We start from the raw sequence: 15,980 nt of genomic DNA on the forward strand, positions 1-15,980 counted from the left end.
TGGAAAAGCCGCAGTAAATCTTCTCAAAAAATTAAGGGGGTAAAAAAATGAAATGGATTTGGCTGTCTATACTAGTATATTTTATCGGGTTTGTATGGGACACGGTAATGCACTTAACTACCGAGATAAAAATAGAATATATTCCTGCACCTCATGCAGCCATGATGCTGGGAATTGTCTTATCTGCCGTATCTGTCCTCAGATATCGAATAGTATTTAAAGAACAAAATAAGTGGATAATGACGCTAAACTTACTGGCCGTAGTTGTAATGACCATTGGCAGTCTTTGGGATAACTTTGGATACCATATTCGGGGAATTGAACCTGCTCCTGATGCAATGCCTCATCTGTTGCTAAGGTATGGAGGATATTTGTTTTTATTAATAACTATTATTATATCTATCAAACAATTTTTCTTGAAACATCGGCTTAACAAAAGGGCTGGAATAAGTCAATAATTAGACCTCCATGCCCTCTAATAAAATTTTTTTGAGGGCAGGGAGGAAATCTTTATTGCCCGATAGTAATATGCGGAAATTTGTTGCTGATATTGGTAGTAATAATAGAAGCTTGATCATGTACAAAGAAATGATCGCCGTCTATGACAACTTTTGAAAAATCTGAAGTGGTGTAATGCTTCCAATCATCCAGCTCACTAATTGATACTTCATTGTCATTAGTTCCGCCGAACACAGTTACTGGACAGGTAAGTACGGTATTGTGTTTAAATCGGTAATTCTCACACATGGCAAAATCTGCGCGAATTAATGGAAGCAGAAGTCTCATTAGGTCTTTATTCTGTAAAACGGGTTCTGGTGTAAACGATAATTCTCGAAGTCTATTAATTAATTGTTCATCGGATAACAAGTGGTCTTGTGTACCACGATTGCTTTTATGCGGGGCAGTATGTGCTGAAACAAACAAATGGGCTGGGATTATTCCTGACTGGTGCATCCTAATGGATAGTTCGTAGCTTATTAAGGAGCCCATACTATGTCCAAATAAAGCAACTGGCCTATCAAATAGAGGTTTTAGAATCTCAAACAGATGATCAGCTAGTTCTTCTATGCTGTAATAGGGATTTTCTGTAATTCGATTTTCTCTTCCCGGCAATTGGATAGGGATAGCTTCAATATCTGAAGAAAAGAAATTCTGCCATGTGCGATAAATTGAGGCACCGCCGCATGCATAAGGGAAAAATAGTATACGCATTTTAGATTCCGGTTTAAGAGTTTTATTAAAACACCACTGAGTCAACAAAGAATCTGATTTCATTAGCTACTCTCCTTAAAAAAATAGATTTAATATAACAATAACAAAATTGTTACATTTAAGGAAATAAATGAGAAAAATCATTTTGCGATTAGGAGGTTCAAATGTTTAACAATTTTAATTGTGATCTGAAAGCGGTCTTAGAAAGGGATCCAGCAGCTAATAACGCAATCGAAGTGATTTGCTTTTACCCAGGGTTTCAGGCTTTGGTGCTACATAGGATTGCACACTGGCTTTACTCAAAGAACTTAATATTTTTTTCAAAGGGAATTGCATATTTTAATAGGTTTATTACAGGAGTAGAAATTCACCCTGCTGCAAAACTGGGAAAAGGGATCTTTATTGATCATGGAATGGGGATCGTCATCGGAGAAACAGCTGAAATAGGTGATAATGTAACTATTTATCATGGGTCAACTCTTGGCGGTACCGGAAAGGATATAGGAAAACGGCATCCGACAGTAGGCAATAATGTAGTCATTTCTGCTGGTGTGAAAGTACTAGGGCCTTTAACAATAGGGGATAACTCCAAGATAGGTGCAGGTTCAGTAGTATTGATAAACATTCCTGAGAATTCAACAGTAGTCGGTATACCAGGCAGAATAGTAAAAAGAAGTCAAGGAATTATTTACGATACTGAAAGGGACAGGATGGAGAATGTACAAAGAGAAGTTGAAAATAGTGCAAGTATAGAAACTTATGTTGCCATCAATCAAGAGAAAACGGGGGATTCCCAAAAAACAAAAAAAATTAAAGAGAGCGCATCTTTATTATAATTAGTCAATTTAGGAGGGAAAAAAATGTATGATGTGATTATTATTGGATCTGGCCTTGGGGGATTAATAGCAGGTTGTAAGCTGGCTTTAGCTGGAAAAAAGGTTGCTGTACTAGAGAAGCACTATGTAGCAGGAGGCTTTGCCACCTCTTTTAAAAGAAAAAGGAAATGGGAATTTGATGTATCACTGCATAGCATGAGCGGATTGAAAGAAGGGGGGAGGGTTAGGAAGATTCTTGACGAGATAGGGGTGTTGGACGATTTGGAATTTAATGAAGCACCTCACCTATATTCAGTCATCCACCCAGAAGGGAAGTTAACGGTGGATGGCCATGTAGATAATTATGAGAAAGAACTCATCAGGTCTTTCCCTGAAGAGAAAGAGGGGATTTCTAAGTTATTCCAGCTGTTTGTAAATATTCGTAATGAAATGATCAACAACAAGAAAGGGGTACCTACTTTTCTAAAATATCAAGATTACAGTCTGCAGGAGATGCTAGACGAATTTGTTCAATCACCGAAACTCAAGTCTCTTATTTGCCAATTTTGGGGCTACTTTGGACTGCCGCCTTCTAAGCTTTCCGCCAACTACTTTGCCTATGCCTGGACAGATTATCATCATTATGGCGGTTTTTATCCAGTCGGAAGATCCCAGATGATTTCAGATAAATTAATTTCAGTACTGGAGGGCATGGGCGGAGAAGTCATTACAAGGCAGGAAGTTACAGAGGTGTTCGCTGAAAATGGAAAAGTGCGCGGTGTAAGAACAAAAAAAGGGAAAGAGTTTCGGGCTGATCATATTATTTCAAATATGGATCCCAAGAAACTGCTGCCTATAATATCAGGTATTGAAAAAATGCCAAAACGGTTTACTGAGAAAGTAGCAAATATACAGCCAAGCTACTCATGCATTCAAGCATACATTATTCTGGAGGGTAATTTTTCCAAACTGTTTAATGAACAAAGCCATGAAATTTTTATTAATAATTATTACGATCTTAACAGGATTGAACAGGATATGTTCCAAGGTAGGTATGATGAAATGCCCGTATGCCTAACAATCTATGAGAATATTGTCCCTGATTATCAAAACTCATTTGAAAGTACGCTGACTATGATGCAAATCTGTAGCTATAAAGATTGGGCAAATCTGGATAAGGAGCAATACTTGCATAAGAAAAGGGATATAACTGAGATCTATTTGAAAAGACTTGAAGCCATTTATCCTGGCATAAAAGAAAAAATAAAGCACATAGAACTTGCAACTCCATTGACTGTTGAGCGTTATACTGGTCACTCAGAAGGTGCTATTTACGGGGCAGCACAGACTGTTAGCCAATCACTGCATAGAAGTCTTCCGCAAACAACGCCTATCCCTCAACTTTATCTGGTTGGTGCGTGGACACGTCCAGGAGCTGGCTACAGTGGGGTAATATCTAGCGGATATAATTTGGCAGCTTCCATAATGGCAAAGGAGAAACGAGAGGTTCTAACATGATCATTATACAGAACTTAAATAAAACCTATAGCGGGGAGAGAGTCATTGATAATCTAGACCTTGAAATTGAGCAAGGGGATTTTGTCTTTTTGCTGGGAAAATCAGGTTCAGGCAAGAGTACATTATTAAAAATATTGACAAAAGAAATTAAGAAATGGACAGGCAAGATCTTTATTGGGGGACTGGATCTAAATAAGACTGCTCCGTATAAGATCAGAAGGAAAATAGGCATGATCTATCAATCCTTCGAGCTACTCCAAGAAAAAACCGTTTATGAAAATATTATTCTTGCCGGGCAGGTTATTGGCAGGCCTATCAAGGACATTAAGCCGCAGGCTTTATCATTGATTGAACGGGTGGGACTCCAGGGAAAGGAGCACCTTTATCCAAACAAATTATCCGGCGGGGAACAGCAGCGAGTTGCAGTAGCAAGGGCTCTGCTTAACCAGCCAGAAATAATATTGGCTGATGAGCCTACGGGCAATCTTGATGCTGAAAACGCGTATCAAATTTTGCAGCTTTTTCAGGAATTGAATAATGAAGGCGTAACGGTATTAACTGTTACCCATGATCGGGAACTGGCTAAAAGATTTCCTGCAAAATTAATGATGATGAAAGAAGGGAAAGTGGAATTTGTTGAGAAACATCATCTATCTGTTTAATGAGGCCCGATTAGGCATCTTGCGCAATATTCTACCTGTTATTGCTTCGGTATTGATTATATTTATTTCAATTTCTGTTTTAGGGGTTTCTCTGCTTTTAAAAAATAGTCTAAATCATACAATTAGTTTCTTGAATGAACAGGTGAAAATCAGAATTATGCTAGACCATGAATTGGATCCTTATGAGATTGCTGAAGTACTTGAAAAAAATACCCTTATCAGCACGGTTAAAGTCGAAACAAAGGAAGACATGGTTTTAAGCATGGGTAAGCTATTCGAAAATAAGTCTGAACTTTTGGAAATGTTCAATTTCAGCACTATCCCCAATGCTATCACTATTGAATTGAAAGACAACAGCAAGGTAGAACAAATGGCCAATATGCTAGGGGATACGGAAGGTATTACAGATGTAATATATCCTGGAGAATATGCTGAAACAGTCATCCGCTGGACAGCCCAAGTAGAAAAATATAGCTTTTTTGCGCTTGTTAGTCTTGTTTTTGCATCAGTATTAACTGTCATGATGACTATTAATCTTGCCATGATTAAGCGAATGAAAGAAGTAAAGGTGAAATTATTATTGGGGGCAAGACCAAGCCATGTAAGGCTTCAATTCTTGATTGAAGGAGGAATTATTGGGTTGCTTGGAAGCATACTGGCAAACTATTTAATATTTTTCGTTAACGAAAGCCTTTTTCAAGCGCTGCACACTCAACTCCCATATTTATTTGAAGAGCAAAATCCAAACCTGGTTTTGGTGTTTTTCTTATCGCTCTGCGGGGGGCTTTTCTTGGGGCTGATCGGGAGTTTCATTTCCACTTTTAGGACGCTGAAATATGATTAAGAAGATTTTTTTCATTATTGGCTGCTGCATTTTTATCTCAATACCCGTTTATGCCCATTTAACGGGTGTATTTGTGGATATGATGGATGAAAATTCAATTGAATTGTTGAAGGAGCAACTGTCAGAGACAAAAAGGGAGATTGAAGAACTAGGTCCGGAAGTTAAATTACATGAAGAAGATTTTAAAATGAAGATTAAGGAATTTGAACCCGCTTTTGTCTTCTATCAGACAAAGGGAATGGATGCTTATTTTAAAACATTAAATCTCTCTAATAGTCTGATAGAGCTTCTTACTTTCCAAAGTTTAGCTAAAAAGAAGCTTGATGAGGACTTTAAACAATTGGAACGGCTTTATTCGGAGTATTTGCCGCTTAGAGTACGTCATGACACTCTAATGAGTTACCAAGAACTCTTGGATGTGCTGGGGGAAAATTTGAAAAAGAGGGAAACAATTTTGAATTCGTTAGGAGGAAATCCTTCTACTGAAGAAGTGAGCGAAAAAGTTTCTGAGATTTGGACTCAAAATATCGGATACCTGTTGGAGCTATCTGAAGATGGAGAAGCAATTCATGAAAATATACATAACATTGTGGAACAAGCCTCCAAAGATTCCTCATACCGTTTGGAGGAAAGCAGTATTAATCAATTTACCGCATTAGATTATTTTATAAGATCTGATCATGTCTATGTCAATTTGAAGCGGGAAGAAGCAAATCTAATCCTAATAGCAAGATTCATAAAAGAGGATATGAATATACGGCTGGATGTAGAGGCTGGCTTTATAAATGGCTTTCTTGTTCCTGAAGAATTATTAGAGATATTGAAGGGTTTTTCAATTGATTATTCAATTATCGAAGCGGAATCGGAAGATTTCTACCTTGAGCAGACAAACGGAGCTCTATACATTCAGCCGGTTGAAATACTAAAAGATTAATTTATTTAAAAGGAGAGAAAAACGTTGAAGCATCTGGCAGGTGTCATTTTAACATTGTTACTAATAATAGCACCGATAAATGTTGTAGCTCATATCACAAACGAAAAGAATTTATATGAGGATATTGCTACATCTGAAGCAGCGGAAGAAATATTGTACCTTCGATCTATGAACGCGATAGCGGCTGAGGAGGGGGTAAATTTGTTTAGGCCTAATGAAGTGCTAACAAGAGAAGACCTTGCTGTATGGGCTATAAATTTCAATTTGCAGAATAGTATCGACCATCATGGTACTAATGGGACTCATTCACCAGAAGAAGCAGTTGACAAAGGGTTGATTGATACTATTCAAGGAAATGCCACATTTGAGGATGTAAATAAGGTGTTCTTTAACAAGACTTTAAGAATCGCAAGCAATAAAGAAATAACCAGAGAAGAGTTTGCGATATTTATGGGGGAACATTTCTCAGCAAAGGTAGATGGAAAAGACTTTTTTGTTCGCTCTGGATTATCTAAAGGTCCGAACGGGATAATTGAAAACGTAATTCCATCGGAAAATGAAGAATTGAGTAAGGTTTTTATCAATGGAAGAGAGTATAGTCTTTCTCATCATCCAAAGATTGTTAATGGCCCGGCTGATGAAGAATCGCTCCGTGGCCACGATATCGCTGTTTCTTATACTAGGAAGAATGAAAAAGGTGAAGACATTCTTGAACTGATAAAAATAGCAGGCAAAGAGAGTGGTAATGTGATAAATACTGATGAAGAAGAATCTGTTTCAGCCGCTAATGAAAATAAAAAAGAGGGTAGCGGAGGATTACTAACACTTCTTTCGATTCCTTTGATAGCTATTGTTATTTGGTTTATTTCTAATCCTATTATTAGAAAATTCAAAAGAAACAATTGACATAATTTTCTATGTTGTATATATTTAAATTATTAAGTAAATGCTTAAATACTTAATAATAAATCATGAGATTTATTATTTACAGCAAAGGGGATGCAAATGAAGATATATGCATTGAATATTTCTGGAGAGGATGCTGATTCGAATTTTAGTTCTATGATAAATCTTGCTTCTCCTGAAAAGAAAAGAAAAATTTTAAACTTTCGCCAAAAAGAAGATGCAAAGCGATCACTGTATTCGGAATTATTAATTCGCTATCTAATTGGGCAAAGGCTAGGTTTATCTGATGAACTTATTGAATTCGAACTAAATGAATTTGGTAAGCCGAGTTTATTACAATCTGAAGAAAATTTTCATTTCAACCTGTCTCACTCGGGAAATTGGGTGGTTTGTATGTTGGATTCAAATCCAGTTGGCATTGATGTGGAGGAAATCAGACCAATTGACATTAGCCTTGCTGATAGGTTTTTTTCCAAAAAAGAAGTTGAAGAATTGAATGCTGAACCAATTAAGGGTAAGCTGGCTAAATTTTTTGAAATGTGGACACTGAAAGAAAGTTATATAAAAGCTGTTGGAAAAGGACTTTCAATTCCGCTGGATTCATTTTCTATACTCAGCCAGAACAATAAGTACCCTAAGTTGTGTGGTAAAGAGATATCGGACTTATATTATTTTAGGCACTACGATCTAGCTCATAATTACAAACTTTCAGCATGTGCAAAGCATAATCTTTTCCCTGATCGAGTAGTGAAGATCAACCATTTTAGTATAAAGGAATGGTACAAAGACCGAATTTACGAAATACAGAATACTTAGAAATAACTGATAAACTAAAAAGGAGCTTAATGACAATGAAATATCTTGTGAAGTTTTCTATGAAAAACACGGCTGCTATGATTGTTCTTTTGGTTTTATTGGCAGGAACAGCTGTCATGATGACTATATCTTTACAAAAAGAAAAAATGCCCGATATTAAGTATCCATATGTTCAAATTAATACTGTTTATCCCGGTTCACCTGAAAATGTTTTGGAGAATGTAACGATTCCAATAGAGGAAACGGTGTCTGGACTTCAGGGTGTTGAGACAATAGTTTCTACCTCGGATGAAAACATCTCAATTGTTGGATTGCGCTTAATGCCAGATCAGAAACCAGAAGATGTAAAAAATAGAGTAAATTCATTGCTGGCAAATATGAATTTGCCACCGCAGGCCCAGCAGCCAGTCGTCTCCACTCAAGGGTTGTCCAGCCAGCCGTTCTATTATCTTTCCATGAACATGAAGGAGGGAACGGATGTTGAGCGGCTTAACAGCGTCAAGGAGGAAGTTCTGCCAGAGCTAAAATCCGTTCAGGGTGTTGAAAATGTCTATACAGTTGGTGACAGGGAAAAAGTTGTATCAATTAAGCTGGATTCATCAAAGCTTTTAGAAAATGGAATTTCCCCTTCGATGGTTTCTAATGCAATAGAGGCTTCACTTGCTGATGGTGCGGTCGGAAGGGTGAATTTCGAAAACAGCTCGCAATTGGTTCGCTTTGTTGCCACCTTGGAAGATCTAAATGAATTAAAAGAAATTGAAATTGTAAACAACGGAGAGCAAAAGGTTACAGTTGGGGATGTATCAGAAGTAGAAGAAGTACTGGATTCCAAATATTTAAGCAGCTTTAATGGAACATCCTCTATTATGTTTATGCTGTTTAAATCAGAAGATGGGAATGTTGTAGAGATCGACAAAAAATTGTCTGGCCTTCTTGAAACTTGGAAGGAGGATTTTAAGGATGTCAACTTCCAGACTACTATAAACGATGCAGTAGACACAAACAATTCAATCAACGGCATGGTAGTCGAGGGGCTTTTAGGAGCAATCTTGGCTGCAGTTATGATTCTCTTGTTCTTAAGAAATTTCCGCCTTACATTTGTAGTAATTGTTTCAATTCCACTGTCAATCTTACTAAGCCTGATAGGAATGTCCTCTTTTGATATATCCCTTAATCTTATGACATTAGGTGGCCTAGCCATTGCCGTAGGGCGTGTAGTAGATGACAGCATAGTGGTTGTGGAAAACATTTATAGTCAACTGCTGAAGAGACAGGAGAGAAAGGAATCGGTTATCCTCTTTGGTACCCAGCAGGTAGCAAGCGCGATCGTATCGTCCACTTTGACCACGGCAGCAGTTTTTGTTCCTCTGGCTTTTGTAAGCGGGGTTGTAGGGGACGTATTTAAACCGTTTGCCATTACATTAATATGTGCACTACTTGCATCACTCCTTGTTTCAGTCACATTCATACCAATGCTTGTCAAATTAATGGTACTAAAGCAGATTAAATTCAGCAAAAAGGTAGAGTCAGTCAAAGAGAAGAAACTCACTACGCAATATACTTCCTTGCTTAACAAACTTCTTAACCATAAGAAAAAAGTCCTTTTGGCTACATTCGTTGTTTTCACAGGATCTCTTGTGCTTACAGTCCCTAGTTTGCCAGTTGCTTTCATGCCATCAAGTGAATCAGAGCGTACAGTCTTCTTTGATATAGACCTCCCCCAGGCAACATCTAAGGAAAGCAATGAAAATACCATGGAAGAAATAGATGAATTTATAACGAATGCGAAAAATTCCAATAACGATCAAATATTCGAAAGTGTTCAGACTCTTGTAGGATTTAATTACAAGAACAATGTAAATGAAGTTTACCCTTATAAATCTCTTATCATTACCCAAATTTCTGAGGGAAATGAAGTAGATGATGTGATGGATAAGTTCAGTAAAGAGATCCAAACAAGGCTACCTGATGGATCATCAGTGGATCAATGGGTCTATTCTTTAAACCCTGCAGGCCAGGAGGCGCAATTCTATTACATCCTCAGCGGAGACAATATGAAAGATTTACAGGAAAGCGCTGAATTGATAAAGGAAAAGATGGAAAGCTATGAGGAACTTTCACAAATAGATGATTCGTTAAGCAAAGTTAAGAATCAGGTAACGGTTGAAATAAAGGTTCAGGAAGCCAAGGATGCTGGTTTAAAAGCAATGGATATTATGGGACAGCTGCAGCCTATCCTAAATACACAGAACTTACAATCCCAAATTGACATAAATGGAGAGACCTCTCAAATTAAAATCGGTATAAATGAAGAAGAAATCAAATCCTTAGATAAGATTAACCAATTAAAAATTAGTTCTCCGAGTAAGGGATTGGTCAGTCTTTCTGAAGTGGCAACTGTTAAAAACGAGGCTGCGCCAGTCCAGATTTACCGGGAAAATTCAGAGCAGGTTGTAACACTCACTGCTAAAATTAATGGGGAAGATCAAGCAGGGATAAGCAATCAATTATATGCTGACCTTGCTGAAGTGGAGCTTCCTGAGGGTGTGGAAAGGAAATTGGGTGGCGTTAGTGACAGCATTAGCGAGAGTTTTAATCAAATGTTCATTGCTATGTTCGTCTCTATCCTGGCAGTTTATCTTGTATTGGTTATTACTTTCAGGAATGCATCTGCACCATTTGCAATCTTATTCTCATTACCTCTGGCACTAATCGGTGGACTATACGGACTAATGATAAGCGGGAACTCTATCAACGTAACGACATTAATTGGTTTTCTAATGCTTATAGGTATAGTAGTTACAAATGCGATTGTACTTATCGACCGAGTTGAACAATATAGGGAACAAGGAATGGATGTAAGAAAAGCAATTATTGATGCATCTGTTACAAGAATAAAACCAATTTTAATGACAGCGGGTGCTACTATGATTGCATTAATACCACTCGCAGTTGGTCTTTCTGATAGCACAGTGATGTCCCAAGGATTAGCTATAGTTGTCATAGGGGGATTATTAAGTTCAACACTTCTAACTTTAATTATCGTTCCTGTTGTTTATGAGCTTTTAAATGGAAAAAGAAAAAAAGCGTTTAATAAGAAACAAAATACTGAAGTGGGATTTGAAAGCCCTAAATACAAGGGTTTACATTAAAGGGATAATAATTTTTAAAAATAGGGTCAGCCGGTTTCCATGGCTGACCCATATATATGGTTTAGCTTTGCATACACAATAAAAACGTACAGATGGAAAAACCACGTTCTTTATCACGCATAGAGTACTTTAGTTTTGTGTTATTTCTTGATATTAACTTGAGATAGTTATTAGTATTATCAAGAAAGAGGGTTTCTAAGCTTCAATAGGGATGTCTTTATAAAGCGGATTCCTCATTCCTTCAGCGATTAATCAGCTAAAAAACTCCCTGAAAGTCCCAACCATAATTAAATATGCTAGGGGGGCGGAAATTTAATTTATCATCAAGTTTTTAGCGGTTTCATAGTTTCCATGTTGTTTTTTATAACTAGCACTAACTTATCGCTGAAACGCTTTAAATTTAAAGGTAATATTTCTTTTGGACTTATGCCATATGAGGATTTAAATAGCCGTTTTTGAATAATAATGACCAATTCAAAGATACTATGAAACAATGTGGTGCTATAAAAAAAGAAAACCGATTATAAGGTCAGTGGCTTGTGGTTTGAATTCAGTTGGCATTAGAACTTTGAAGTGTCTTTAACTTTTATTGATGATACTTCTCCGCAATTCTTACAAAAAGAAACAATCATGGGTGAGCTATATAGAATTTTTCCTATAGGATAAACGTTTGCGTAACCATGGCCTAATTTTCCTTGTACAAAAATATCATGACCGCATTCCTTACATGTTTTTTTTGTTGTCATATTATCACCTCGGGTTAAAAATAATATATATACGTATTAATTAATTTAAAGATTCAGTTTTTGCAGTGTATAAAAAAAATCACTTAAATGGAGGCGAGAAAATGTTAATTTTATGATCGATAAATAGATTGTATGTAAATATAACTACTTACACGCAGACTGGAACCTAAAAATTAGTTCGTCCAACATTTGACTATGTTTTATAGTGTCAGGATGTTCTAAACCTTTCCTTATACCAGTTTCAATAAGTGTTTTTCTAAGAAATGCTCCTCTAAATAATAAAAGTCTAGGATTATTTCCACTTTAACTTATAGTAAGACGGGTCAGCTAAGAGCTGACTCTTTTTTTCGTTTCTTAACATAGCTTTATTATTAATTATTTAATTAACAATTGATAAATTATTGACTATTTTGAAAATTGGTAATAAACTACTCATAAGTTAACATATCATATGAAGAGTTGGAAGGAAGAGAAAAATATTGAAATTAAAACGTACATCTTTAGTTGAAGAGGTTATAAATGCATTTATCAGAGATGTGGAAGATGGTTTGTACGGAGAGAAGTTACCTTCTCAAAAGGAGTTAGCAAACCATTACCAGGTAAGCCTTATAGTTATAAGAGAAGCACTATCAAAATTATCCGCAATAGGAATGATAAGTTTTCAGCAAGGAAAAGGAACATACCTGAACAAACCAGGAGAAAGGCCGTTTGTTACTTCTGAATTTTCATCTTTAATTTTCCATGATGTCAAAAACCTCCGGGCAATTGTGGAAGCAAGACAAATTATTGAGAGAGAAACAAGTTCTTTAGCAGCAATACGTAAAACCGATAAAGATATTTTAAATATGGAAGAAGCTATACACATGATGAAAAAAAATTTAAATGATAATGATACATTTGCTTTTTGGGACCTAAAATTTCACAATGCTGTAGCTCAAGCATCAAATAATCCAGTATTACATAAGCTGACTATGCTGCTTATAGATAGCTATCGAACAGAAGTGTCTAAATTTTTCCAACTGCCTGGAGTTATTGAAAAGGTATTTACAGAGCACGAAGGTATCTATAAAAACATCTTAGATGGTAATAGTGATGAAGCATCTTTGATAATGTACTCCCATCTGGAAATGCCCGAGAAAATATTTTTGGCTAAAATGGCTGAATCTGAAAACTAATAAGATTGTTTTTTTCTTAATTAGAATTTTGTAAGCGCTTTAATTTGAGGAGGGTAATAAATAAACATCGATAGGATCGATCATTAGTTTTGAATCAATTCATGAATGATTGTTATTAATAAAAAAACATAAATCTATTAAAAATCATTAGGAGGGGAGTTAATGTTGAAAAGATTTTCTGTATTAGTTTTGTCAATTGTATTTTTGTTTTCACTTGCTGGATGTGTACAAATCCAACCGGTAGAAAGTAAATCTGAATCTTCGAATGAGAAGTTTAAATGGCAACTTGCAACCGCATGGCCAGAATCAATGTTTTTACAAGAAATCCCTAAAAAATGGGCTGAAGACGTAAAGAAAGCATCTGGTGGAAGGCTAGAAATTGAAGTTAATGCTGCAGGTGAATTAATGGGTGGAGGAGAAGTGCTGGATGCAGCAAACATGAAAACTATCGATGCATACCATGCTGCAACAAATATGTGGTTGGGGAAAATGCCTGCTTCTCCATTTTTTACTACTATACCTATGATAATGGATGAAAGTTTAAGGCTAGGATGGACTTATGAAGGTGGAGGGTTGGAGCTTTGGCAGAGAATGTATGATGACGCTGGCTTAAATATTCAAGTAATTCCATTAGGGTTTACTGGCCCTGAAACTGTTGCTTGGTCTAATAAAGAAATGTCAAGCCTCGAAGATTGGAAAGGATTGAAGTATCGAACTGCAGGGTGGTGGGGTGAGATTTTGAAGAAGAGTGGAGTATCCGTTACATCTACTCCTGCTGCAGAAGTATATTCAGGTTTGGAAAGAGGAGTCATTGATGCGGCAGAATTTGCTACACCAAATATAGATCGTGATTTAGGATTTGATGAAGTGTCTAAATTTTACACTGGACCAGGAATGCATCAACCATCAACGATGTATTATTTAGGAGTAAACAAAGACTCCTGGAATGCTTTACCTGAAGATTTGAAAGAGATTGTCCTAGCTACTGCGAAAGCAACTACCCTTTGGAGTTATACACGTGATCAACATGAAAGTATGGAAGCAAATGAGTATTTTATAGAAAAAGGTGTGACATCAGTAACCGTAGATAATGAAACCCAACAAAAACTTCAGGAAGAAATGATAAATTATTTAGATGCCCAATCAGAAGAATTTGGAGGCTTGTATAAAGAAACTTGGGAATCTATCAAGGAATATAGAGAACGATACACAAACTTTAAAGAATTGATGACTCCAGAAACAGAATAACAGAAAAAAACAGGTAAGAGAGTTCAGTTTACATCGAGCCTGCTCTCTTACCTAGTATAAAGGGGATCACACATATGAATTATTTTAAAAAAGTATGTGCTGGAATTGAGTGGTTTAATGAAAAAGTAGCAAAAGTTTCTGCATGGGCCATCGTTGTATTAATTTTGGTCATTTCATACGAAGTAGTCTCAAGATACGTTTTTAACCGCCCAACTATATGGAGTTATGAAATGTCTTATTTCCTATCAAGCTTTTTAATCATTATGGCAATGGCTTATACTTTACAAACAAAAAATCACGTAAATATCGATATTTTTTATAACAAATTTTCCAGAAAAACACAATTAATACTTTCTATCATTTTTACTTTAGTATTCTTTTTTCCCATGTGGATTTTACTGATTCAAGTAATGATACCTAATATCATGGATTCATACCATACAGGGGAAAAAAGTTCATATGGAAGCTGGCTTCCCTTAATTTGGCCATTTAAACTGTGGATCTTTATTGGGATACTCTTGTTTGTAATACAAGGGCTATTAGAGTTTCTGAAGGATATTATTCGTTTGGTTAAGGGAGATGACGCAATATGAGTCTACTAATCTCGAATCCCTATTTTGTTACCATAATAATGATAGTTTGTATGGTATGTTTCCTAATGTTAGGGTATCCCGTGGCATTTGTGCTTGGTGGAATTGCAACTATTTTCGGTTTGATTTATATAGGTCCGTCTGCAATTAGCTTTTCTATGTTTAAAACTTTTGGAATATTCAGTGACTATTTATTGGTTGCCGTTCCGTTATTTGTATTTATGGGAGTGGTAATTGAAAAATCCGGTTTAGCAGCCAGATTATATGATGCAATGCATGTAATTCTTGGAAGATTGCCTGGAGGGTTGGCTATTACCACAGTAATTACATGTACCATTTTCGCTGCAGCTACAGGCGTCATAAATGCATCTGTTGTTACCATGGGGTTATTGGCGCTGCCTGCTATGATCAAGCATAAATACAATATACCACTTGCTACAGGTGCAATTACAGCAGGGGGTACATTGGGAGTACTCATTCCTCCAAGCGTAATTATTTTAATTTATGGTCCGGTAGCAGGGATCTCAGTTGGTAAATTATTTATGGCTGCAGTTATCCCAGGATTGCTACTTTCATTGTTATATGTTGTCTACGTTGCTATCCATTGCTTAATAAAGCCAGAAGATGGGCCCCCTCTCCCAAAATCTGAAGTGAATATACCTTTATCTAAAAAGCTTCGTTTGTTATCTACCTCTGTGTTACCGGTAGGGTTGTTAATGCTTGCAGTGTTAGGAACGATTTTCTTTGGTATTGCTTCTCCGACTGAAGCAGCAGGGATAGGAGCTTTGGCTTCTTTAGTGTTAGCAGCAGCTTATAAAAAGCTTACTTTTAAAAATTTAAAGGAGTCTCTGTACCGCACTGTTACAGTTTCTGCGATGACATTTATGATTTTAATCTGTGCAGGATTTTTTACAATTGTGTTTACTAGATTAGGCGGAAATCTGGTAGTTGAAAATTTATTAAATAGTCTGCCATTCCCTTCCTGGGGCATTTTGTTGGCTATGCTCGGTATTATTTTCTTGATGGGAATGTTTCTTGACGAAATTGCCATTATCATGCTTGCCGTTCCGATTATCTCTCCGATTGCTGCTGGGTTAGGCTATGATCCACTCTGGTTTGCTTTACTTGTAATGGTTGTCATGCAAACTGGTTTTCTGAGTCCGCCATTTGCTTTGTCTATATTTTATCTAAAAGGGGTGGCTCCACCAGAAGTGACAACTGCCCATATTTATAAGGGGGTTATGCCGTTTATAGCACTGCAAATTTTAGCTGTTATTCTATTAATTATTTTCCCAGGCATAATTACCTGGCTGCCCAACTTAATGATTGAATAAAAATTTATTCAGAAAACAAGAGACGAAG

The 15,980-nt window shown here is 36.5% G+C and carries 14 protein-coding genes and 1 pseudogene; 13 read left to right on the top strand and 2 right to left on the bottom strand.

The genetic code is table 11. The annotated features are described in order from the left end of the window. Positions 1–47: 47 nt before the first annotated feature. The gene (locus tag QUF73_21585; GenBank protein ID MDM5228720.1) at positions 48–458 is read left to right on the top strand and encodes a hypothetical protein; all 411 of its coding nucleotides are present in this window, start codon (positions 48–50) and stop codon (positions 456–458) included. A 52-nt stretch (positions 459–510) separates the two neighbouring features. Here the strand turns inward: QUF73_21585 and QUF73_21590 are convergent, their stop codons facing one another. Continuing rightward, positions 511–1,275, bottom strand: a complete 765-nt coding sequence (locus QUF73_21590) for an alpha/beta fold hydrolase (protein MDM5228721.1) — start codon at positions 1,273–1,275, stop codon at positions 511–513. Between the two features lie 101 nt (positions 1,276–1,376). On the opposite strand from QUF73_21590, the gene cysE reads away from it, so the two are divergent. The 8 genes from cysE (at position 1,377) to QUF73_21630 (ending at position 10,859) form a co-directional block, all read left to right on the top strand. Beyond that, positions 1,377–2,048, top strand: a complete 672-nt coding sequence (gene cysE, locus QUF73_21595) for a serine O-acetyltransferase (protein MDM5228722.1) — start codon at positions 1,377–1,379, stop codon at positions 2,046–2,048. A 24-nt stretch (positions 2,049–2,072) separates the two neighbouring features. Continuing rightward, positions 2,073–3,545 (top strand): NAD(P)/FAD-dependent oxidoreductase, encoded by a 1,473-nt coding sequence (locus tag QUF73_21600; protein MDM5228723.1) that lies wholly within the window; start codon positions 2,073–2,075, stop codon positions 3,543–3,545. After that, positions 3,542–4,207 carry an ATP-binding cassette domain-containing protein gene (locus QUF73_21605; GenBank protein MDM5228724.1) on the top strand — a complete coding sequence of 222 codons (666 nt, stop codon included), beginning with the start codon at positions 3,542–3,544 and terminating at the stop codon, positions 4,205–4,207. Before QUF73_21600 ends, QUF73_21605 begins: the two co-directional genes overlap by 4 nt. After that, on the top strand, positions 4,182–5,051 hold the full coding sequence (locus QUF73_21610; GenBank protein MDM5228725.1) for a permease-like cell division protein FtsX: 870 nt from the start codon (positions 4,182–4,184) through the stop codon (positions 5,049–5,051). The genes QUF73_21605 and QUF73_21610 overlap by 26 nt, the downstream gene beginning before the upstream one ends. Then, positions 5,044–5,985 (top strand): hypothetical protein, encoded by a 942-nt coding sequence (locus tag QUF73_21615; protein MDM5228726.1) that lies wholly within the window; start codon positions 5,044–5,046, stop codon positions 5,983–5,985. Before QUF73_21610 ends, QUF73_21615 begins: the two co-directional genes overlap by 8 nt. A gap of 24 nt (positions 5,986–6,009) precedes the next feature. Continuing rightward, positions 6,010–6,891 (top strand): S-layer homology domain-containing protein, encoded by an 882-nt coding sequence (locus QUF73_21620; protein ID MDM5228727.1) that lies wholly within the window; start codon positions 6,010–6,012, stop codon positions 6,889–6,891. Between the two features lie 99 nt (positions 6,892–6,990). Beyond that, positions 6,991–7,707 (top strand): 4'-phosphopantetheinyl transferase superfamily protein, encoded by a 717-nt coding sequence (locus tag QUF73_21625; protein MDM5228728.1) that lies wholly within the window; start codon positions 6,991–6,993, stop codon positions 7,705–7,707. 35 nt (positions 7,708–7,742) lie between these two features. Further along, positions 7,743–10,859 carry an efflux RND transporter permease subunit gene (locus tag QUF73_21630; protein MDM5228729.1) on the top strand — a complete coding sequence of 1,039 codons (3,117 nt, stop codon included), beginning with the start codon at positions 7,743–7,745 and terminating at the stop codon, positions 10,857–10,859. Between the two features lie 890 nt (positions 10,860–11,749). Here QUF73_21630 and QUF73_21635 read toward each other — a convergent pair. Continuing rightward, positions 11,750–11,854: pseudogene (locus tag QUF73_21635) on the bottom strand (aspartyl-phosphate phosphatase Spo0E family protein). A 230-nt stretch (positions 11,855–12,084) separates the two neighbouring features. Here QUF73_21635 and QUF73_21640 point away from each other — a divergent pair. The 4 genes from QUF73_21640 (at position 12,085) to QUF73_21655 (ending at position 15,952) form a co-directional block, all read left to right on the top strand. Beyond that, positions 12,085–12,780, top strand: coding sequence for a FadR/GntR family transcriptional regulator (locus tag QUF73_21640; GenBank protein MDM5228730.1), 696 nt, complete (start codon positions 12,085–12,087; stop codon positions 12,778–12,780). Between the two features lie 162 nt (positions 12,781–12,942). Beyond that, on the top strand, positions 12,943–14,028 hold the full coding sequence (dctP, locus tag QUF73_21645; protein ID MDM5228731.1) for a TRAP transporter substrate-binding protein DctP: 1,086 nt from the start codon (positions 12,943–12,945) through the stop codon (positions 14,026–14,028). A gap of 74 nt (positions 14,029–14,102) precedes the next feature. Next, entirely contained in the window at positions 14,103–14,621 is a 519-nt protein-coding gene (locus QUF73_21650; protein ID MDM5228732.1) for a TRAP transporter small permease subunit, read from the top strand. 50 nt (positions 14,622–14,671) lie between these two features. Further along, positions 14,672–15,952, top strand: coding sequence for a TRAP transporter large permease subunit (locus tag QUF73_21655; protein ID MDM5228733.1), 1,281 nt, complete (start codon positions 14,672–14,674; stop codon positions 15,950–15,952). The last annotated feature ends 28 nt before the right edge of the window (positions 15,953–15,980 follow it).

Origin of the sequence: Cytobacillus sp. NJ13 (assembly GCA_030348385.1) — a bacterium.
In the GTDB taxonomy this organism is placed as follows: Bacteria; Bacillota; Bacilli; order Bacillales; family Cytobacillaceae; genus Cytobacillus.